This is a genomic window from Lacrimispora xylanolytica (assembly GCF_026723765.1).
Lineage (GTDB): Bacteria > Bacillota > Clostridia > Lachnospirales > Lachnospiraceae > Lacrimispora > Lacrimispora xylanolytica.
On sequence record NZ_CP113524.1, the window covers coordinates 3,655,610 to 3,676,369 of the forward strand.

Annotated in this window: 19 protein-coding genes and 3 pseudogenes; 8 read left to right on the forward strand and 14 right to left on the reverse strand. The window is 43.9% G+C overall.

Annotated elements, in window-relative coordinates; all coding sequences use genetic code 11:
- Positions 1-327: 327 nt before the first annotated feature.
- Positions 328-1,725, forward strand: coding sequence for a recombinase family protein (locus tag OW255_RS17030; protein ID WP_268114749.1), 1,398 nt, complete (start codon positions 328-330; stop codon positions 1,723-1,725).
- 57 nt (positions 1,726-1,782) lie between these two features.
- Here OW255_RS17030 and OW255_RS17035 read toward each other — a convergent pair.
- Together OW255_RS17035 and OW255_RS17040 are read right to left on the reverse strand one after the other, a co-directional pair.
- A pseudogene (locus tag OW255_RS17035) lies at positions 1,783-1,944 on the reverse strand (FeoB small GTPase domain-containing protein); the annotation flags it as partial.
- On the reverse strand, positions 1,935-2,249 hold the full coding sequence (locus OW255_RS17040; protein ID WP_024835094.1) for a FeoA family protein: 315 nt from the start codon (positions 2,247-2,249) through the stop codon (positions 1,935-1,937). The pseudogene OW255_RS17035 and the gene OW255_RS17040, both read right to left, overlap by 10 nt.
- 183 nt (positions 2,250-2,432) lie before the next feature.
- Between OW255_RS17040 and OW255_RS17045 the strand changes: the two genes are divergently transcribed.
- The 4 genes from OW255_RS17045 (at position 2,433) to OW255_RS17060 (ending at position 5,730) form a co-directional block, all read left to right on the forward strand.
- Positions 2,433-2,852 (forward strand): metal-dependent transcriptional regulator, encoded by a 420-nt coding sequence (locus OW255_RS17045; RefSeq protein ID WP_024835093.1) that lies wholly within the window; start codon positions 2,433-2,435, stop codon positions 2,850-2,852.
- Between the two features lie 71 nt (positions 2,853-2,923).
- Positions 2,924-4,120 (forward strand): NADP-dependent isocitrate dehydrogenase, encoded by a 1,197-nt coding sequence (locus tag OW255_RS17050; protein ID WP_024835092.1) that lies wholly within the window; start codon positions 2,924-2,926, stop codon positions 4,118-4,120.
- Positions 4,121-4,203: 83 nt separating this feature from the next.
- The gene (locus tag OW255_RS17055; protein ID WP_024835091.1) at positions 4,204-4,752 is read left to right on the forward strand and encodes a GNAT family N-acetyltransferase; all 549 of its coding nucleotides are present in this window, start codon (positions 4,204-4,206) and stop codon (positions 4,750-4,752) included.
- A 99-nt stretch (positions 4,753-4,851) separates the two neighbouring features.
- Complete coding sequence (locus tag OW255_RS17060) at positions 4,852-5,730, forward strand: LysR family transcriptional regulator (RefSeq protein ID WP_024835090.1); 879 nt, start codon at positions 4,852-4,854, stop codon at positions 5,728-5,730.
- 119 nt (positions 5,731-5,849) lie between these two features.
- Here the strand turns inward: OW255_RS17060 and OW255_RS17065 are convergent, their stop codons facing one another.
- The 8 genes from OW255_RS17065 to aspS form a co-directional block, all read right to left on the reverse strand.
- Positions 5,850-6,008, reverse strand: a complete 159-nt coding sequence (locus OW255_RS17065; RefSeq protein ID WP_081752240.1) for a DUF362 domain-containing protein — start codon at positions 6,006-6,008, stop codon at positions 5,850-5,852.
- Positions 6,009-6,062: 54 nt separating this feature from the next.
- Positions 6,063-6,863: a molybdenum cofactor biosynthesis F family protein gene (locus tag OW255_RS17070; RefSeq protein WP_268114751.1), complete on the reverse strand. Its 801-nt coding sequence runs from the start codon at positions 6,861-6,863 to the stop codon at positions 6,063-6,065.
- 69 nt (positions 6,864-6,932) lie between these two features.
- Positions 6,933-7,745 (reverse strand): MerR family transcriptional regulator, encoded by an 813-nt coding sequence (locus tag OW255_RS17075; protein WP_268114752.1) that lies wholly within the window; start codon positions 7,743-7,745, stop codon positions 6,933-6,935.
- Positions 7,746-7,876: 131 nt separating this feature from the next.
- Positions 7,877-9,169 (reverse strand): aspartate aminotransferase type Ic, encoded by a 1,293-nt coding sequence (locus tag OW255_RS17080; protein WP_268114754.1) that lies wholly within the window; start codon positions 9,167-9,169, stop codon positions 7,877-7,879.
- A gap of 31 nt (positions 9,170-9,200) precedes the next feature.
- Positions 9,201-10,634, reverse strand: coding sequence for an Asp-tRNA(Asn)/Glu-tRNA(Gln) amidotransferase subunit GatB (gatB, locus tag OW255_RS17085; RefSeq protein ID WP_268114755.1), 1,434 nt, complete (start codon positions 10,632-10,634; stop codon positions 9,201-9,203).
- Positions 10,635-12,131, reverse strand: coding sequence for an Asp-tRNA(Asn)/Glu-tRNA(Gln) amidotransferase subunit GatA (gene gatA / locus OW255_RS17090; RefSeq protein ID WP_268114756.1), 1,497 nt, complete (start codon positions 12,129-12,131; stop codon positions 10,635-10,637).
- A gap of 11 nt (positions 12,132-12,142) precedes the next feature.
- Positions 12,143-12,436 carry an Asp-tRNA(Asn)/Glu-tRNA(Gln) amidotransferase subunit GatC gene (gene gatC / locus OW255_RS17095; protein ID WP_024835084.1) on the reverse strand — a complete coding sequence of 98 codons (294 nt, stop codon included), beginning with the start codon at positions 12,434-12,436 and terminating at the stop codon, positions 12,143-12,145.
- A 15-nt stretch (positions 12,437-12,451) separates the two neighbouring features.
- Positions 12,452-13,783, reverse strand: coding sequence for an aspartate--tRNA(Asn) ligase (gene aspS, locus OW255_RS17100; RefSeq protein WP_024835083.1), 1,332 nt, complete (start codon positions 13,781-13,783; stop codon positions 12,452-12,454).
- A 652-nt stretch (positions 13,784-14,435) separates the two neighbouring features.
- On the opposite strand from aspS, the gene OW255_RS17105 reads away from it, so the two are divergent.
- Complete coding sequence (locus OW255_RS17105) at positions 14,436-14,957, forward strand: NYN domain-containing protein (protein WP_024835081.1); 522 nt, start codon at positions 14,436-14,438, stop codon at positions 14,955-14,957.
- Positions 14,958-15,030: 73 nt separating this feature from the next.
- Positions 15,031-15,117 (forward strand): annotated as a pseudogene (locus OW255_RS20995) (DUF6783 domain-containing protein); the annotation flags it as partial.
- Here OW255_RS20995 and OW255_RS21000 read toward each other — a convergent pair.
- A pseudogene (locus OW255_RS21000) lies at positions 15,106-15,192 on the reverse strand (hypothetical protein); the annotation flags it as partial. The pseudogenes OW255_RS20995 and OW255_RS21000 overlap by 12 nt on opposite strands.
- Between OW255_RS21000 and OW255_RS17110 the strand changes: the two are divergent.
- Positions 15,186-15,749, forward strand: a complete 564-nt coding sequence (locus OW255_RS17110; RefSeq protein WP_268114757.1) for a manganese efflux pump MntP — start codon at positions 15,186-15,188, stop codon at positions 15,747-15,749. The pseudogene OW255_RS21000 and the gene OW255_RS17110 overlap by 7 nt on opposite strands.
- 1 nt (position 15,750) lies before the next feature.
- Here OW255_RS17110 and OW255_RS17115 read toward each other — a convergent pair whose 3' ends face one another.
- The 3 genes from OW255_RS17115 to OW255_RS17125 are packed head-to-tail and all read right to left on the reverse strand — an operon-like array spanning position 15,751 to position 20,753.
- On the reverse strand, positions 15,751-16,560 hold the full coding sequence (locus tag OW255_RS17115; protein WP_035317498.1) for a polysaccharide deacetylase family protein: 810 nt from the start codon (positions 16,558-16,560) through the stop codon (positions 15,751-15,753).
- The gene (locus OW255_RS17120; protein WP_024835078.1) at positions 16,557-17,606 is read right to left on the reverse strand and encodes a glycoside hydrolase family 88/105 protein; all 1,050 of its coding nucleotides are present in this window, start codon (positions 17,604-17,606) and stop codon (positions 16,557-16,559) included. Before OW255_RS17120 ends, OW255_RS17115 begins: the two co-directional genes overlap by 4 nt.
- Before the next feature lie 3 nt (positions 17,607-17,609).
- Positions 17,610-20,753 (reverse strand): rhamnogalacturonan lyase family protein, encoded by a 3,144-nt coding sequence (locus OW255_RS17125; RefSeq protein WP_268114758.1) that lies wholly within the window; start codon positions 20,751-20,753, stop codon positions 17,610-17,612.
- Positions 20,754-20,760: the final 7 nt, after the last annotated feature.

Genomic DNA, 20,760 nt, shown 5'->3' on the forward strand with positions numbered 1-20,760 from the left:
CCTCTTCCTTATTTAAGTAGAAAATGGAATACACAAGAACGATAGGCTAAAAATATGAAATTACGATTAATCTAATGTAATCTTATCATATCACTTTTACTTCTACAACTGCATGACTATCATAACAAATGCCAGAGGCTATCGGACCTGGAAGGACACCTGGTTCTAAATGCCATTAAAATAGCTCCGGAGTCACTGAACCATAGATTTAGATTCGCTGATACGATATTTTAATTCTCTGCCCCCCTATAAAAAGGAATCTCCATTATAGGGGTATTTGTTATTTTTATCCCCCACCTCTCGTAGACTGTACAGGGAGATGATGCGATGAAAAAAACTTCAGAACCAGAGCGGCCAATTCGCGTAGCAGTTTATATCCGGGTATCCTCTGAAGAACAGGCCGAGCGGGGAGATTCCATCAGAGACCAGAAGGAACGGGGAATCCGGTATATTAAGGAACACACCAATATGGTCTTACAGGATATTTATCTGGACGATGGTGTATCCGGTCAGAAAATTGACCGGGACGATTTTACACGTTTGATGAACCGTGTAAAAGAAGGACAAATTGACTTAATCATATTTACAAAGCTGGATCGTTGGTTTCGTAGCCTTCGCCATTATTTAAACACCCAGGCAGTCCTGGAAAAATATAACGCAGCATGGACTGCTATCGACCAGCCATACTTTGATACTTCCACCCCTTACGGCAGAGCCTTTGTGGCCCAATCCATGACCTGGGCCGAGCTGGAAGCTCAAAACGGCGGAATTCGTGTTTCGGATGTATTTAAGACTAAGGTAGAGCACGGAGAAGTGATTACAGGAAAAGTCCCAAGAGGATACCAGATCATGAATAAACGTATGATACTTTCTGAGGAGGCCCCTGCTATTTATGATGGAATCATGCATTTTTTAAAACACCACTCCATGAACCAGTCGGTCCAATATTTAAAGGACAAATATGGAATCTGCATGACGCCCCAAAACTTCCGCCAGTCTCTTCTTCGAAACGAGAAATTGACAGGGCGTTACCGCGGCAATGAAACTTACTGTCCCCGCCTCCTATCCGATGAGGATTTCAATAAAATCCAACATATTTTAGACCAGAACCATAACATTAAGTCCAGTCAGAAATACCCCTATCTATTTTCCGGCCTTGTAATATGCAGGGAATGTGAAAGCAAAATGGGCGGCTGCCAGATTAATGTTCTTTCCAAACGAAAAGACGGAACAACCATTCGATATAAATATCCTGCATATGAATGCAAGCAGTCTCATACAAAAAAAGCATGCTTAAATCATGGAGAAATTAGGGAAACACGATTGGAAGAATACTTATTAAATTATGTTCGGACAGAATTTAATTCCTACATTGCCAGTTTTCAGGCCAAGGAAAAACAGACCGCTGATCATAGAATGGAAAAAAAACAGATATGCAAGAAACTGGAGAGACTGAAAGATCTTTACCTAAATGAAGCAATCACCCTGGAGGAATTTAAAAAGGAAAAGGCCAGACTGGAAGAATACCTATCCTCTCTAACCAGCCCTCCTCCCACAACGCAAGACCTTGAATCATTAAAAAGCATTCTAAGTGCAGGCTTTGAGACCATGTACTCAAAGCTGAATCACGAACAGAAGCGGCGCTTTTGGCGCTCTATTATAAAGGAAATTAAAATCAGTAAAAGCTCTTTGCGTCACAGGGAGTATACCGTTGTTTTCTTATAAAAATCAGTTGGGATCAGCCTTTTTCGTTGCAATATTATTTTACCTCTAACAACACCAGCCCGTGTGCTGGTTCATCCCCGTAAGCTGATTAAACACCGTACTCTTCCCTACGTTGGGATTTCCAGCCAGTGCAATTACCTTATCACTATCCTTACGTTTCTTAATTTCAAGCCCCAGATCCACAGATTTGATACCAACAGAGTCTCTGCTTAATCCCATGCATCTTCCTCCTGGGTGACCGCCGCTGCCGCCACTTCTTCTTCAAAACGGCGTCTTCCCATATCCTCTTGTTCCAGGCGTACCAGCACCCGCCCTGCGTCTTCCCTTCGCAGGGCAATCACTGCACCTCTGATTAAGAATGCTGTAGGATCGCCCAACGGACTTTTTCCAAGGCACTCCACAACCGTGCCTTCAATCAGACCGATATCCTGCAGACGCCTTCTCATATCGTCGTAAGCAGACAGCTTAGCTATGACACCCCTTTGCCCTCTTTTTAAATCTGCCATACATGCCTTTTCCTTCATCGTTTCTTACCTCCGCACTTCTTTTTTGAAACTTCCTGCAATGTTTCCATATCCTAACATATGCAAAGAAAGAAAAACTGGTTCCAACGATTTTACCACGGTTTTTTCATGTCCCTGGATTCATACAACTGTCCCAAGGGGAATAGATATGAACTATGATTATATCCCAAAGGAGACACCGGCATGAACGGAGCTGAAAATTTCTATACGCTGAAAGGCTACTCCCTTTTAGAGCAGACAAAAATCACCTCCTCTATGGAAGATTATCTGGAAATGATCTGCAGGCTTCATCACGACGGGCACCCGGTCCGTATCAAGGAGCTTGCCGAATGCCTTCATGTAAAGCCCTCCTCAGCTTCTAAAATGGCAGGCAACCTAAAGGAACAGGGATTAGTGGGGTTTGAAAAATACGGTGCTGTGTCCCTGACAGAGGATGGAATGCAGCTGGGCGAATATCTTCTCTTCCGCCACGAAGTTCTTCACCGTTTTTTCTGCTTTATCAACCAGAATACCGATGAACTGGAGCAGGTGGAAAAGGTGGAGCATTTCATGAATCCTCAGACTGTGTATAATATACAAAAATGGATGAATAAATTTACATAGCAGTCTTGTGCGAATTGAATTTATGTCGTATACTATAGCAAAATATGAACATTTCTTAGGAGGACAAACACATGGATAAGATTAAAATGACGACCCCCATTGTTGAAATGGATGGAGATGAGATGACCCGCATTCTCTGGCAGATGATCAAGGATAATCTTTTACTCCCATACATCGATTTAAAGACGGAGTATTACGATCTGGGACTTGCTTACCGGGACGAAACAAACGATCAGGTAACCATTGACTCAGCCAATGCCACAAAGAAATATAAGGTCGCTGTCAAGTGTGCCACCATTACCCCCAATGCGGACCGGGTGAAAGAATATAGCCTGAAGGAAATGTGGAAAAGTCCCAACGGCACCATCCGTGCCATTCTGGACGGAACTGTATTCCGTGCTCCTATTGTTGTCAAGGGAATCGATCCATGTGTGAAGAACTGGAAAAAGCCAATTACCATTGCTAGACACGCTTACGGAGATGTTTATAAGGGCTCTGAGATGAAGATTCCAGGTGCTGGTAAAGTAGAGCTTGTCTACACCGGAGAGGATGGAACAGAAACAAGAGAGCTCGTTCATACCTTTAAGGGCGCAGGCATCACCCAGGGTATGCACAACTTAAACGATTCCATTGAAAGCTTTGCAAAGAGCTGCTTTAAATATGCCCTTGATATTAAGCAGGACTTATGGTTCTCTACCAAGGATACCATTTCCAAAAAGTATGATCATACCTTTAAGGATATCTTCCAGGAGATCTTTGAAGCAGAGTATGAAGATAAATTTAAAGAGGCAGGCATTACATATTTCTATACCTTAATTGACGATGCGGTAGCTCGTGTTATGAAATCAGAAGGCGGATACATCTGGGCTTGTAAAAATTACGACGGTGATGTTATGAGTGATATGATTTCATCTGCTTTTGGTTCTCTTGCCATGATGACTTCTGTTCTTGTTTCCCCAGACGGAGACTTCGAGTATGAAGCAGCGCACGGAACGGTTCAGCGTCACTACTACAATCACTTAAAGGGCCAGGAAACCTCCACAAACTCTGTGGCAACCATTTTTGCCTGGACCGGCGCTTTAAGAAAGCGCGGAGAGCTTGATGGAAACAACGAGCTGGCCGCTTTTGCGGATAAGCTTGAAAAAGCCACCATTGATACCATAGAAGCCGGTGAGATGACAAAGGACCTTGCACTGATCACCACCATTCCTAACCCAACTGTTTTAAACAGCGAAGATTTTATCAAAGCCATTGCAAAGCGTCTGTAAGACCTGTCTGGTTTTGACTTTAAACATAGAAAGAGAAAGCTGCGTACCCGTTGCTTTCTCTTTCCCTTTCAGGAGGAAATATCATGAGATATAAACCCAAAGAGGTTATACTTAAGAATGGACTTCCCTGTATCATAAAAAGCCCTGGACCGGAAGACGCCACAGCCATGCTTCATCTGATGTCTACCGCATCGGAAGAAACAAATTTCCTTTCCAGATATGCTGATGAAATTGATATTACAATCCCTCAGGAGCAGCAATTTTTACAAAACTGCCTAAGAAGTAAAAAGGACTTAATGCTATGTGCTATGGTTCACGGACATCTTGTAGCAAACGCAGGTATCACCGCCATTGCTCCTCACCAGCGCTATGCTCACAGAGCTTCCTTTGGAATCTCCATCATTCGGAATTATTGGGGCCTTGGAATCGGTTCTCATCTCATGTCTTCTCTCATAAACGGTGCCCAGGAAATAGGCTATGAACAGCTTGAGCTGGAGGTAGTGAGTGAAAATGAACGCGGCCTGGCTCTCTACACCAAATTTGGCTTTGAGCTTTACGGAACCAGAAAGCATGGATTTAAATACCGGGATGGCACCTATGCCACAGAATATTTAATGATGCTGAGCCTATAATTTTTTCGACATTTTTTTCCAAAACTCTATTCATACCATTATCAAAATGATATAATGTAAACTATCATATAACACGTTGGTAATGGAAGGAAGAGAAACATGAACTTAAGACATCTTACGATCTTTAAAACGGTGTGTGAAGAAGGCAGCATTACTGGAGCAGCCAAAGCGCTGTCCATGACCCAGCCTGCCGTCTCCCACGCCATTAATGAACTGGAGGAATCCGTTGGTTCTCCCTTATTTGACCGGGTGTCCAGAAGGGTGGTAATCAACGAGAATGGTAAATTTTATTTGTCTAAGGTCATACCCCTTCTGGAGCTTTACCAGGATCTTGAAAACTACTCAGGAACCCTTCATCTGAATGCACCACTACGAATTGGCTCCTGCGTGACTCTGGCCAGTTATTTACTTCCTGGGGCAGTCTCCCGTTTTACAGTTTCAAACCCTGATATTCAGTTAAAAGTAACCGTATCAAACTCCCAGGAAATCACAGGGAAGCTTTTGAAAAATGAACTGGACATCGGCCTTGTGGAAGGTGTCATTCCCGATGAACAGCTGGAAAAGATACCATTTTCCTCTTATCCTCTGGCAGTGATCTGCGCCCCAGGTCACCCTCTGGCGAAACCAGGTGACCAGCCTGTGTCCTTAGAATCACTGATGAAGGAACCGCTCCTTTTAAGAGAAGCTGGCTGTACCATCAGGGATACCTTTGATTACGCTCTTGCCCTTAATAATCTTTCTGCAGAGCCTCTTTGGACCAGTACGAATTCCGATGTGATATTACAGGCAGTAAAAGAAAACATTGGAATTGGTGTAGTACCCAGGATCTTTGCAGATGAGTCCATACGCCTTGGTGAGATTGTTGAGGTTGAAGTTAAGGACTTTAATATCAGCTGCATGAATCATGTGGTATTTCAAAAAGACAAGTTCCAGACCGAATCCTTCCAGGCATTTATTAATCTTGTATTGTTCGAATAACAGGACTAATAAAGTAATAAAAGAATGGAGTGAGATTTAAAAATCCCACTCCAACCACTGAAAAAGAGCCTAATTTATATTTTAATTGCTGTTCATTGAAAACGTTTTACCTAATCATCTTAAACCTCAATGATTGCATCTTTACAACATACGTTTACACATGCACCACAATCATTACATACATCGATATTAATTCCATTTTCTGTGATTGCATCTACGGGACATTCTGGAACGCAATCACCACACCCGTTGCAAGCTTCTGTAATTTTATAAGCCATCGTAATATTCCTCCTTATTGTAGTACTAAATCTTAAAACTCATTGACTCAAGGATTATTTGCTCAATTCGGTTGCATACGATCCGACCTGGAAATTAGTGATTGCACCTGTGGAATAATTTTCATAACCGCATATTTTTCCATAGGATCTCATCTTTCCCTCAGCCAGATCTTCTATAACCGTTCCAATCGTTGGAACAACCTTCTCCAACCATGTAAACCAATATAAATTCTCATCAAGCTTCAAATAATAACATCGATCGGTATCACACAGCCCCTTTTCAAGACCGCTTACACAATGCCAACTATAAAAATCCTCATTTAAATAGATGTGTTCATAGATATCGTTGCTGCTATATCGGAAACTTATGGTCTTTCCAATTAATTCAGCGGTAAAGCTATGCTGCTCCGTTTTGGTGGTAAATTCACTTCCAATTGAAGCATGTGTAAACTGTGCGGATACAGAAGTCATAGGTAGCTTCATTTCTGCTCTTACAAGTTGAGAAATATCAGCCTTCTCCCTGCTTGGTAATGTTGCCGTCAACGTTGTGGCAATCATTTTATTAAAGTCAAGAACCGTAGTTACAGACTGACTCATACCATTAGCTTGTATAAAATCTACGAAATAAAGATTGTTTCTAGGTGAAACTGCAGAATAGATACAGGCAAAGCTTGTTACGTGTTCTCCCTCGCAGGTTACCCTCAAACAATTTTTATCAAGAAATTGATAAACAACCTTCTGTCCGTCTTCATAAAAAAGTTTAATTTCTTTGTTTGATAATTCTACCGCTTCTTCTAATTTAAATTCACTAAAGCCATTTGATAATTCTTCTACGGTAGGGAACTCATTTTTCACATTTATACTCCTTTCAACTTTACATTTCCCTTTACACATCTCATCATACAACCTCCAGTTACAGGAGAGTCAATCCTCAATTTTAATTTCTAATTTTATTAAAGTACTTTCTCTTTTTCCCTCTACTCTCGGCATAATCCACTGTTCTATGAAATCACCCTGAGCTTGTATCCTGTTTTTAGTAAGATACTCTGCAAGTAATCCATAATACTTCTCTTTCGCAAAACTATTATCGTCAAAAATTATACATGCGTACATACCAGCCGGTATCTTTTCGTATTCAGCCGGGGACAGCCTATTTTTAATATAATAACGAATATCAGGATTTACCATTTCTCCCTTATCAAAATATATTTTTGCATCTGTGCCTACTCCAAAAACTGCATATACCTCTCGTTCAATTATCTTTGATGAAAGTGCTGCTTTTCTAAAATTTATTTCCTGTTCCTCAATCGTGCGAGAGGTATATGGGAACGAAATATATTTCTGAATATCTTCTTTTACTAAAAAAACTTCGTTGAATACCAGGCTGCTTATCTCTCCCAACGACTCTCTTATTGTATTCATTGAGGCTTTCAGCATGTTCAGTTCATTTATCTTTTCATCCAGACAAATGGATTGCCGATCTATCATTTCCAATATGTCATTAAATTTAAGATCTTCTTCAATGGCTTTTTTTACCTCACTTAAAGGCATCCCCATCTTTTTTGAATTCCGTATAATATCAATTAATACAAATTGATCCACGGAGTAAAATCTATATTTTGTATTGGTATCCACAAAAGCAGGTACCAAAAGACCAATTTCATCATAATATCTTAATGTTTTTATGGGGATATGAAATATCTTTGAGATATCTCCGATAGAAAACAATTCATTCATCTTAAATACATTCCTTTCCAATTGCTCAGCCTGTATGCCTTTGGTTATTATATCAAATTATTGATGAAAAAATAGGGCGAGATTCCATTTCAGAATCCCGCCCCAATGATTGGCAAAACGTCTATTTATTCTTAATCCTTTTTATCAGCCAGAATCTTATCAATGCTTACCATCTTCACACAAAGGGTAAATAACTTCATAGCCAGCACCATATCGCTTAAGGTAGGATAAGATGGCGCAATACGGATATTGCTGTCATTCGGGTCCTTTCCATATGGATAGGTAGCTCCTGCGCCTGTCATGATAAGCCCGGATTTTTTACATTTGGTAACGATAGCCTTCGCACATCCGTTTAAGGAATCAAAGGAAATGAAATAGCCTCCCTTTGGTTTGGTCCATTCACCGATGCCAAGACCTCCAAGCTCCTGTTCCAGCGTATTGATCACGGTCTCAAATTTAGGGCGGATGATATCAGCATGCTTTCTCATATGCTCTACCATACCATGAATATCACCAAAATACCTTACGTGGCGAAGCTGGTTCACCTTATCGTGTCCAATGGTCTGGATCTTTAACTGCTTCTTGATATCCACCAGGTTGTTCTGGCTGGCTGCTATGGCTGCAATGCCTGAGCCTGGGAAGCTGACCTTAGAGGTCGATGCAAATTTATAAACAAGATCTGAATTGCCTGCTCTCTTACATTCTGCCAGAATCTCAATAAGATGATCCTGGTCATGGTCGTATAAATGATGGATGGTGTAGGCATTATCCCAATAGATACGGAAGTCCTTGGCCGCCGGTTTTAAGCGGGCAAATCTTCGTACCGTTTCATCGGAATAGGAAATTCCCTGAGGGTTTGAATATTTAGGCACGCACCAGATTCCTTTAATTGCATCGTCGTTCGCCACAAGCTCCTCTACCATATCCATATCAGGTCCGTCGGGTGTCATGGGTATGTTAATCATCTCGATACCAAAGTACTCGGTAATGGCGAAATGTCTGTCATAGCCGGGAACCGGGCATAAAAACTTCACCTTATCCAGCTTGCACCAGGGCGTACTTCCCATAACTCCGTGGGTCATGGAGCGGGAAACCGTATCATACATGACATTTAAGCTGGAATTTCCGTAAATGATGATGTAGTCTGGAGCTACCTCCATCATATCTGCAAGAAGCTCTTTCGCCTCCTTGATTCCGTCAAGAACCCCGTAATTGCGGCAATCAGTGCCGTCATCACAAGTAAGGTCCACATCGCTGCCTAATACCTCCATCATCCCCATGGAGATATCCAGCTGTTCCGTACTGGGCTTTCCTCTTGACATATCAAGTCTTAAGTCCTTTGTCTGAAACTCCTTGTACTGTACAGAAAGTTCCTTTTTAAGCGCCAGTAACTCTTCCTTTGTCATTTCAATATACGGCTTCATAGATTCCTTACTCCTCCTCATTTAGACTCCATTAACCAAGCAATTCCTTTACAATCCGGTTGACGGAAGCTGGATCAGCCTTCCCTTTCATGGCCCTCATGGTCTGACCGACCAAAAAGCCCATGGCCTTTTCCTTTCCATTGTGGTAATCCTCTACGGACTGCGGATTTGCATCAATAATACCCTGGATTGCCTCCCGAAGCTGCCCTTCATCATTTACGACCTTCAATCCTTTTTCTTCCACATATTGCTCTGGATTGACATTATCCGCAAAGATTCGTTCGAAAACTTCTTTTCCTACGGTACGGTTAATGGTACCATTATCTACTAACTGAATTAATTTTGCAAGGTTTTCCGGTGAAAAACACATATTTTCCGGTTCCATCTCATGCTCTTTTAACAGACGCATGCCCTCCACCATAAGCCAGTTGGCGGCTTCTTTCGGCTTATTGCAGATCTCAGTGACCGCTTCAAAAATGTCTGCCATGTGCTTGGAACCGGTAATAATATCTGCATCGTATTCAGACAGGCTAAAGGCTTCCTGATACCGTGCCATTTTCTCCGTGCGCAGCTCCGGCTGTCTCTCCTTAATAGAAGAAATCCACTCATCGCTGATGAGAACAGGGGGAAGATCCGGGTCTGGGAAATAGCGGTAATCCTTGGCATCCTCTTTGGAACGCATGGCATAAGAAGATTCCTTATTGTCATCCCATCGTCTGGTCTCCTGAGTAATCAGTCTTCCTTCCTCAATGAGCTCAATCTGACGTTTTCTCTCTCCTTCAATGGCTCTTGCAATGGCTTTAAAAGAGTTTAGATTCTTCATCTCCGTTCTGGTTCCAAATTCCGCTGCACCAACCTCACGGATGGATAAGTTTACATCGGCTCTCATGGAGCCTTCCTGAAGCTTGCAGTCAGAAGCGCCAAGATACTGAATAATCAGCCTTAGCTTCTCCAGATAGGCAATGACCTCCTCTCCGCTTCTCATATCAGGCTCAGACACGATTTCAATTAAGGGAACGCCGCTTCGGTTAAAGTCTACCAAAGAACAGTCCTCCCACTCATCATGAATCAGCTTACCAGCATCCTCTTCCATATGAATCTCATGGATGCCGATTTTCTTCTTTCCTGACGGAGTATCTATTTCCACATATCCATCATGGCAGATGGGAAGATAAAGCTGGGATATCTGATAGTTCTGTGGATTATCCGGGTAAAAATAATTCTTACGGTCAAATTTACAATACTGGTTGATTTCACAATTAGCTGCCAGACCAACCGCAAGGGCATACTCCACGACCTGCTTATTTAATACAGGGAGAGATCCTGGCATACCGGTACAGACCGGACATGTATGGGTGTTGGGCGCTCCTCCAAATTCCGTGGAGCAGGAGCAGAAGATTTTTGTTTTGGTTGCCAGCTCTACGTGAACTTCCAGACCAATGACTGTCTCATACTGTTTGCTCATTTACTTCTCCTCCCTTCCGTTAATTGCCTTAAGAGCCAATTCCGGCATGGTATATCCGTGTTCCCCTTCTAAGGCAAAGCCTGCACGAAGGATATTTTTCTCCTGAAAGCAATCACCGATCAGCTGAATTCCAATAGGAAGTCCCTTATGGTCCGTGCCAAATGGAATGGAAAGTCCGGGAAGTCCTGCCAGGTTTACGGAAATGGTATAGATATCTCCAAGGTACATCTTTAAGGAATCGCTTAGACTTTCATTCAGCTTTGGTGCTGTGGTGGGAGCTGTTGGCCCCAGAATTACATCGTATTTCGCAAAAGCCTCATCAAAGGACTTTTTAATCAGTGCTTTGGTCTTTAAGGCTTTAATATAGTATGCATCATAATAACCAGAGCTTAAAACAAAGGAACCAAGCATGATACGGCGCTTTACTTCTGCTCCGAAGCCTTCGGAACGGCTCTTTTTATACATCCCGTGAAGACCTTCGTACTCCCTCGCACGGTAGCCGTATTTTACCCCGTCAAACCGGGATAAGTTAGAGCTTGCTTCGGCAGAGGCAATGACATAATAGGCTGGAATGGCGTATTTTACTCTTCCAAGGTCAAAGGTCTCCACCACTGCCCCCTTCTCCTCCAGAACCTTTGCAGCCTTTAACACAGCTTCCTTCACTTCCTCGTTAAGACCCTCTCCCAGATAATCCGCGGGAATACCAACCCGAAGTCCCTTTACGTCTTTTGTCAGGGCCTCCATGAAGTGATTATCCTTACGATCGACTGAGGTGCTGTCCTTTTTATCGTGGGAGGTGAGAACCTCTAAGATAGCAGCACAGTCCGTTACGTCCTTTGCCACCGGGCCGATCTGATCCAAAGAGGAGCCATAGGCAATGAGCCCGTACCGGGAGATGGTTCCATAGGTAGGCTTTAACCCTGTTACTCCGCAGTAGGAGGCTGGTTGTCTGATGGAGCCGCCTGTATCAGAGCCAAGGGCATAAAAGCATTCTCCAGCTGCAACCGCAGTACAGGAACCGCCGGAGGAACCGCCGGGAACGTATTCAAGATTCCAGGGATTCTTTGTGGGTCCGAAGGCTGAGGTCTCCGTGGTGCTGCCCATGGCAAACTCATCCATATTTGTCTTTCCTATTATAATGGCTCCTGCCTCGATTAAATTCTCTACTGCCTGGGCGGTATAGGTGGGTACAAAATCAGATAGAATGTTGGAGCTGCAGGTGGTTTTCATATCCTTAATGCAGATGTTATCTTTAATCGCTACGGGAACTCCAGCCAGAGGACCGGTAAGCTCGCCGGCATCGATCTTCTTTTGCACTGCTTCTGCCTGGCTTAAGGCAAATGCTTCATCTACGGTCACAAAACTGTTTAAGTCAGGCTCCATGGAACGAATCTGTCCAAGCACTGCTTTTACTGCCTCTATAACAGTGACTTCTTTGCTTTTTATCTTTTTTCCAAGTCCTACCGCAGTAAGGGACAATATTTCTTTCTCTGTCATCTGCCTTCCTCCTATTCTACTGTTTTTGGTACCTTAAAGGCCCCATCCTTTTTCTCGGGAGCATTCTTTAAGATGTTATCTCTGTCATCACCATTTTCCACCACGTCCTCACGAAATACGTTATGGACAGGAAATACATGGGACATGGGCTCCACGCTGTCGGTATCAAGTTCATTTAAGGTATCAATATAATCAAGCATGCGGCCCATATCTTTCTTAGCATCTTCCCGCTCTTTCTCGCTTAATTCAAGCTTCGCTAAAATACCAACGTATTCAATCATATCATCATCAATGATGTGTGCCATTTCTTCTGCCTCCTTTTATGGTTCCAGTCTTGTAACGTCTCGTGGGAACAGGGTAGTCTCTCTTACATTGGCCTCATCAAGAAGACGCATGGTAAGACGCTCCAGTCCGATTCCAAGGCCCCCGTGAGGTGGCATACCATACTGGAAAATCATGAGATAAGAAGAGATATCTTCTGGATTCATGCCTCTGGCTTCCATCTTTTTTATGATGGTCTCATAATCATGGATTCTCTGTCCTCCGGTCGTTATTTCAAGTCCACGGAATAATAAGTCAAAGCTTAAGGTATAACGGTCGTCAGCCGGATCTTCCATGGCATAGAAGGGACGCTTCTTTGATGGATAATGGGTAACGAATACGAAATCACTGCCGTACTCCTCTTTAAAATAACGACCGATTAATACTTCCTCTTCCGGCTCTAAATCGTATGGGTTCTTGATCTTTCTGTCATACTTTTCAGCTACCAGTTCTTTTGCTTGATCAAAACGTACCGTTGGGATGTTTGATACATCGGGAAGGTCTGTTTTAAGCATCTTTAATTCCTGGGCATACTCTTTCTTTAGAAGATCAAAGGTATACTGAAGCATTCCTGTTTCCATTTCCATGATCTCTTCAAAGCTGTCGATATATCCCATCTCAAAGTCCATGCTGGTGTATTCGTTTAAATGCCTTGTGGTATTATGTTTCTCCGCACGGAATACGGGAGCCACTTCAAATACCCGGTCATAAACACCGACCATGGTCTGCTTATAGAACTGAGGGCTCTGTCCAAGCTCTGCCTTTTTATTAAAATAGTCCAGTTTAAATACGTTAGATCCGCCTTCTGCTCCTCTGGCGACGATCTTTGGTGTACGGATTTCTGTAAATCCTTCTAAATGGAGGAAATCACGGAATCCTCTTACGATTCCTTCCTGAATGCGGAATTTTGCCCGCTCCATGGGATTTCTTAAGGTTATGGGGCGAAGAGACAGCTTTGTCTCAAGGGAGGTATTTAATTTCCATTTGCTGATGGCGATGGGAAGTACCTCTGCCGGCTGAGATAACACCTCAATTTCCGTTAAGCGCAGCTCAAATCCATGAGGCGCCCGGCTCTCTTCTGATACCACACCGGTGACACGGACCGCTGATTCCTCTTTTAATTGACTAAGAGGAGTCGCTGTCTTTCCCTCTTCATACACGCACTGTACCAGTCCTTCTGACTTACGAAGAATGACAAAGGCCACGTCTCCCATATCACGAATGGTATGGATGCTGCCTTCCATGCGAATGGTCTTACCTGCATTTTCCCCGGTTAAGCCCTTTAAAATCCCGATTGTTTCCTTTTCTTTCACACCTTTGATGAATTCCATATCTGTATTCTCCTTACCTAAATGTAATTGCTTCGATTCCGGTAAAGATATTTTGACAATAAAATATCCCGCCCCGGAATACAGTTACATATTCCGGGACGGGATTTATATGGCTATAAGCTCCCGCGGTACCACCCGCATTGAGACTGCTTTCAAATTCATCCGCAAATAAACAGACTGCTAAGCAAAAATCTCCACTCAAGCATTTAACGCATGCATACGGATAAACCTACTCATGGCGCCGAAAATCAAGGTGATTTTCAGCCGCTTCGGCTTATCGGCTCCGGAGTGTTCCCATAGCCAAGTCCCACATGACGGCGCTCTCAGTCGGTGACGCCCTCTTCCTGTCGAGGTCCATAGGCCAGAGTCTCCTTCTCTGCCTTTATCAATATCATCTTCCATTCAATATAGGATAAGCTTCCCTGTTTTCATTAAAATTATAACAGTTCATCACTTCACCACAATGAATTTCACTAATAATATCACAATCTTTTTTATCCTGCAATATTTATTTTTAACAAATTAATTCCAGTTCTTTCTAAATATTCCGCAATGTTGACTTTTCCTGTAGGAAAGGTTACAATTAATTCAAGTCTTGTGATACCGTAAAAAGGCTTTTTTTATTTTACTACAGCAGAGAGGTGACAGACCAATGAGTTCCGAATATTTACTGGTAGATGGCTACAATATTATATTTGCATGGCCTGAATTAAAGGAGCTTACAAAAACCAATATGGACTCGGCCAGAACCAAGCTCCAGGACATTCTCTGCAATTATCAGGGCTTTAAAAAATGCAATGTCATCCTGGTCTTTGACGGCTACAAGGTCAAAGGAAATCCAGGAACGATTATAGAATATCATAACATTCACGTCATTTTTACAAAAGAGGCAGAAACAGCAGACCAATACATCGAAAAGGTGAGCCAGCAGATTGGAAGGCAGTACCAGGTGAGAGTCGCTACCTCTGATAAGATGGAGCAGATCATCATTCTTGGAACAGGCTGTACCAGGCTTTCGGCAAGGGATTTAAAAAAAGAGATTGAGGAAACCAATTTAGAAATAAAAAAAGAGCACTTAGAGCGGATTCCATCAAAGAAAAACCGATTGTTTGACAATGTTGACCCTGAGCTGTTTGAGTATCTGGAAAAAATTCGGCTGAATAAGAAAGATTAGTTTTATCGTTCTACCCCCCATTTCTCCCGGCATATATTTACTTAGGGTGTGCCTGAAAACTGCTTGTTTCAAGATGTGCGTTACACTTTGTGGGAGATTTGCTTCAGATGAAGGCGGCGTAGTGGGCTACGCCAACTGAATTTGGAGCAAATATACTGCGAAGTGGGAGGTACAGATTGGAGCAATGAGTTTTCAGACACACCCTAGCCGCCCGAGGAGGAATTACACATGTCATTGTTTGAATTATTCCTGATTTCCATAGGAGTTTCTATGGATGCCTTTGCCGTCGCGATCTGCAAAGGCTTAAGTCTCCCCAAAATGAGCTGGAAACACGCCCTGGTCGTAGGGCTTTACTTTGGAGGTTTTCAGTCCATCATGCCGTTTCTCGGCTTTCTTTTAGGATCCCAGTTTAAAGACGCCATTGTATCCTTTGACCATTGGGTCGCATTTATTCTCCTTGGCTGCATTGGCCTTAATATGATAAAAGAATCTTTCTCCCATGAACTGGATGACTGCGAAGATCCTTCCCTTCACCCAGGACAGATGCTCCTTCTGGCTCTTGCTACCAGTATCGATGCTCTTGCCCTGGGCGTAACCTTTGCTTTCTTACAGGTAAAGATTGTGCCGGCGGTTTCCTTTATCGGCTTTACTGCCTTTTTTTTCTCTGTCCTTGGAGTAAAAGTGGGGAATATGTTCGGAGCCAAATATAAATCAAAGGCAGAATTTGCCGGTGGACTCATTCTAATATTCATGGGCGGTGAAATCCTCATCGACCAGCTGTTTGGTATCTGATTTAAATACTTACAGTCTGTCCCCCTGGAACCTGGATCAAAGTACCGTCTACGCTGATAAAGACACTTTGGGCGGAAGGATTATAGACCTTATCCCCGTCTATAGTGTACTTAAGCTGTGAGGCAGCATTCATATAATCCACAATCTCTATGTTGGTTGCATACCAGATATCCTCTCTGCCTCCCACCAGACGACAGAACTCTTCCATCAGCTCCCAATTATCATCTCTTGGAAATTCAAAGCTGTGTCCCCATACATACATCATGTAAAGATACTGGGTTTTAAAAAGCTCAACAAAACGGGTGCCATTTTCTAAGAGGTTGTGATTGTGATGGCAGGTAGATTTCCATTCCAGATAGTTTTCCGGCATGGCAAAATCATCGGTGCTCCCGACCACTCTGCAATATTCGATTCCAAGCCCCGGGAGCATATCCACAATATCCTTCGTATAAGAGCCGTTTGGGTAAGACATGCCCCGCACAGGATATCCTGCTGCCCGCTCTAACTCCCTGCGGTCCTCTAATACCTGGAGTGCTACCTGGGGAAGCGGACATCTTGCTATGGTAGGATGAAGCACCGTATGACAGGATATCTCATGCCCCTCATAGACTCTTTTCCACTCTTCCGGCTTTAAACGGTTTTCCATATGAGTAAGGCCGGAATTTACGTGAAAGGTTCCCTTGATTCCATTGGCGTTAAAAATATCAACAAGTCTCTTATCTTCGATCCTTCCATCGTCATAGCTCATAGTAAGGACCTTATGCCTTCCGCCTGGAAAGCAGGTATATATATTCTTCAATGCTCCCGTCATAATGCTCCGTCTCCTGCTATGTTCTCATAATTTAGAACTGCCGCAAAGAATGCAAGAGCCATTCCCTGCCCCCAGCCCTGAATCCATTTCTTTGATATATTCCGGTAGCCGTCCCGATCCTTCATCACTGCGGTCCCGCCGGATACATCCGTCAGTCTGCCATCTGGTGCTACATGAGATAAGACTCCGGTGATGGACCTTTCTATGTATTTGATGTGAAGCGGATTGCCCTTTAAAGTCATGGCAGCTGCTATGCCCGCGGAGGCAGACAATTCCTCATAGGATTCTTCATCATCAAGGAGAGTTCTCCACAAGCCCTGTTCCGTCTGGAGGAGCTTAAGTGCTGAAAGCTGCTCATTTAAGCTTCCGACGATTTCTAAAAACTGGGGATACAAATAGCACTCTGGAAGAAGAAGACCTACCTTACTCATGGTATAGGCCGCCCAGCAATTGGCTCTGCCCCAGTAAAAGCCTGACATGTGATCCTTTGTGATGTTATTGTAGCCATGATACCACAGCCCTGTCTTTTCATCCTGCAAGTACTGGATATGCCAGTAATACTGATTTAAAGCATCTGAGATCAGCTCCTCATCCTTTGTCATGATACCCACCCGTAACAGGAAGAACGCCGCCATAAAAAGAGTATCCGCCCAGCACTGCTCCGGAAAATCATTCCCTGCGGAAACCGTATGCTGGAGCACCTGATCCCCGAAACGCAGGGCATCTGTTCTCAAATAAGATACCTTAGAACGGATGATGTCCATATAGACGTCCTCGTTTGTAGCCTCATATAGCGTAATCAGACAATGTCCCATGGCGCAGGTATTCACGGTCCACACAGGAAGGCCAAGCTCTATGAGCTCATCCACGCGTTCCTTTAAAAAATCCAGATAATCCTTCTTTTTCGTGATCTCATACGCTTCTGCAATGCCATAATAGGCTACGCCGCACGGCCAGTCCCAGGACATATCCATTCGTTTTGTCCGGTCCACGATCCGGTCCATGGCCCCCTCAATACTTGCTCTGTCAAATTTTAATTTCCCCATTTGTTATCCCTCCATATCTGTTCCCATTATAAATGATTTTAGATCTTCTGCCAATAACCCGGCGTAGCAATCAGCTCCTTTTTCTGATAAATGAACCTGATCTTCTATGTAAAGCTCCAGGGCATTTTCCTCCCCTGCTTGTATACAGTATTCTAATGACTTTTGATATAGATTGACAAAAGGAACTCCTTCTTTCCCTGCAAACCGTTCCATCTCACTGGCGTATTCCGGCAGAAGTTCTTCTATCTCCCCTCTCTCTCCATCTTTTCTATCTCTGGTTGGACAGATGCAGACAGGAGACACCAGTACAGGCAATGCTCCCCGCTCCCTTGCCGCCTTTGCATAGAGTTTTAGGTAATCGGCAAATTCTGATACCGGCACATAACGCTCCGGTTTATTTGCGGAAGCATCGTTATGTCCAAACTGAATGAGAAGATAATCCCCTTCCTTCATTCTGGCCTTTATATCATCCAAGCGTCCTTCCTTTAGAAAGCTTTTTGTGGACCTTCCAGCCATAGCGCAGTTATCCACGATCAAATGTCTGCTCTGATACCAGGCCTCATTGGAAAAACCGGACTCTTTTTGTCTGCGGACCTCATAAAGGTTTCCTGGGTCCAGATGAGATATCAGCTTTTCTCCAATTCCCGTTGTTTTTACCTCCTGGTTCCAATAAGTCTGGTTCGTGGAGTCTCCGGCGATAAAAAGTGCTGGCCTGCGTTTCATATAAGGAAGTACCTGGCTTACCTCCATATCAGATCCATAGTAAAACTTGGGATAGCAGGGCTGATTATAACAATTGTTCTGCCAGGCCACACCGCAGCGGTATTGAGTATCCTGCATCAGGGTTATGAGCTTGTGGTTCGTCATCTGGGTGTTGGTATAAATTCGAATGGCACTGCTGTCCTCCGTCCGCAAAAGCAGCTCTTCCCTGAAATCTCCAAAGATATCAGCCACTAGGCAAGGGTTTCCCTTGGTCCCGTTATTGGTCTTTGTTCCCAATGGCTCTAACATGGTCTTATGGATAAAATCATTGATCACACCAGTGGGAGATTGTTTTAAGTAGTCCTCTCCGTCTGTGATCTGAGTGGTTAAATCACCAGACCATCGAATGGACATATTGGTACCAAGGGTCTCTTTTTTCAGTAATCTCCCATGGCAATCATAGGTACCGACTCCATTGACCCAGCACTGCAATCCCCTTGCCTCTGGAATCACATCTCCCACCATACACCTGCCTAAATCCTTTGTAGCATATTCCCCGAATATGACTTCTCCGCTTTCTGCGTCCCGGAGGGCATATCCATAAGGTGCCTCCTCTGCGCCTTCAAACACATTGAAGATTTCATAGCCTGGTCGGTCCGGGTCAATATCAGCCACATGCATGGCATCTCCATGGCCAAGCTTAGCCGTCCGTCCGTCCGGCAGCTTATCGTGAGAGCTGTAAAGCAGACTTCCGTCATGGTCAATACAGGCTGCCCCGTAGATAATCTCCATACAGCCGTCCCCATCTACATCGCAGACAGACAAGGAATGGTTGCCCTGCCCCGCCAGAGAACCATAGACAGGATCTGTCCCTCTTCCACCATGAGGGTTATCAGCAAATGGATTATCCATTGGCACAAATCCACTGTCAACCGTCCATACCTGATGAAAACAGTTCTTAAAAAAGTCGTAGGCAGCTATGGAAGACCTGGTATAATATCCCCGGCAAATGATGAGGTATGGCCGTTTTCCATCTAAGTAAGCTACGCCGGATAAAAACCGGTCCACCCGGTTGCATGGCTCGATTCGATTTCCGGAATAATCTCCCCAAAGCAGACCGTCATCTTCCCTGTCAAAAGGAAATGGAATGGTTTCCATCTCTCTTCCATCTCCGGAGAACATGGTTAAATACTCCGGGCCTTTATAAATAAAGCCCTCAAACTCCCGAAGCTTATTTCTTGAACTTCTCTTAGGTGCATACTCATCCAGAAAATAATCTGCCAGACGTGCCCCTTCCTCCTGATTCAGTGGATAGAACGCCATAGGCGGTATGTGGAAGCATTCCTCTAAAGTCCCCGGCCAACGACCGCTTTTTACCTCCGGGTGGTCCTGCCACTGGCAAAAGGTCTGAATGAGGTGGTCCCGGTAATCAGAAGCACTGCACACATAGGAATCCTTGTGGCTGTATCCTTTCTTTCTATCCTCTTCCGGCATGGTGATATAAAAGGAGTTGGTTTCCTTCCCATCCGCTCCAAATAGTGTCATACGGGTACCCGGGGCAGTTTTTAAGGCCATCTCTGCCTTACCATCTCCATTAAAGTCGTAACACATAAACTGGGTGTAATGAGCACCAGCCCTGATATTTGGTCCCAGATCCAGACGCCATAAAAGAGTTCCATCAAGCTTGTAGCAATCAATGTAGCAAGGTCCGGTATACCCTTTGATCGAAACGTCCTGGGAGTTTGATGGATCCCATTTTACAAGGTATTCGTATTCACCATCTCCGTCTATATCAGCCACTGACATGTCGTTGGCGGAGTAGGTATATTCCTCCCCCTTTGGCGTCACTCCAGGTGAAGGCTTTTTTATTGGAATATCAAGATATTCATGATCCCAGACCCTTACAGGATCACAGGCTTTATCTTCCACCCCATTGATCACAGGCGCCACCTGGTATCTGTCTGACTCCCTTCCTTCCCGGTCTAAATAGTTGGTGCTGTCCGTTACCTTTGCCACATGCTTTCCTTCCCGGTACACGACAAAGTCTGCTCCGGTCAGCCCCTGTTTCGCTTCCTTGTATCCTGTCACTTCATGGATAAGAAAGCGCCAGCTTAAGAATATTCCTTCTCCTGTTTTTACCGCCACAAGTCCCCGGTTAATTGATTCTATCTGTTCTTCCTGGAAGAAATGAACGGGAGTTACAAAGGTTTCTTCCCGAACCGTTCCTGTCTCATCTGACTGAACCACCAGGAAATAATGGGGTATGCTGGTGGCCCGCTTAAGCTGATAATGGTCCATTTCTTTTAAATCACTCTCAATCATCAAGCGGTAATTTTCTTTCCCGGTCTCCCTGTCTGACCAGTAGACTCTTGTCTTTTTTACCCCTTCCATGACTTCCCAGGCAATGGTTACGGACTGCCTGGTTATGGCTCTTATTTTTATCATGATTTCC